Source organism: Bradyrhizobium sp. Kon56 (genome assembly GCF_055807635.1).
Genome location: NZ_JBVVOU010000514.1, coordinates 1 through 255, shown reverse-complemented (window position 1 = coordinate 255; position 255 = coordinate 1). Strand labels below are relative to the sequence as shown.

The window sequence follows — 255 nt, the reverse complement described above, 5'->3', positions numbered from 1 at the left end:
CGCGCCGGATGCGAGCGTCGGTTTGCTTGAGGTCATTTTCGAAAAATGCTCTTTGGAAGAGGCGATCTGGCAGGAGCCAAAGACGAATTTGGCCTTTTTGCCGGTGGTTAAGATTCGGCCGCTGCTTCATAGCAGCGAGCTTCTGGCAACCGAACACATGCGCAAGTTGTTCGCTCGCTTACGAACTACCTATGACTATGTGATTGTCGACCTGCCCCCTCTGACGCCCATCGTCGACGTCCGCGCCACGGCGAC

At 56.1% G+C, this 255-nt stretch carries 1 protein-coding gene; it reads left to right on the top strand.

What is annotated here, in order from left to right:
- The coding region (locus AC0L3B_RS39885; protein ID WP_473383420.1) for a P-loop NTPase family protein at positions 1–255 on the top strand (255 nt) is incomplete at both ends.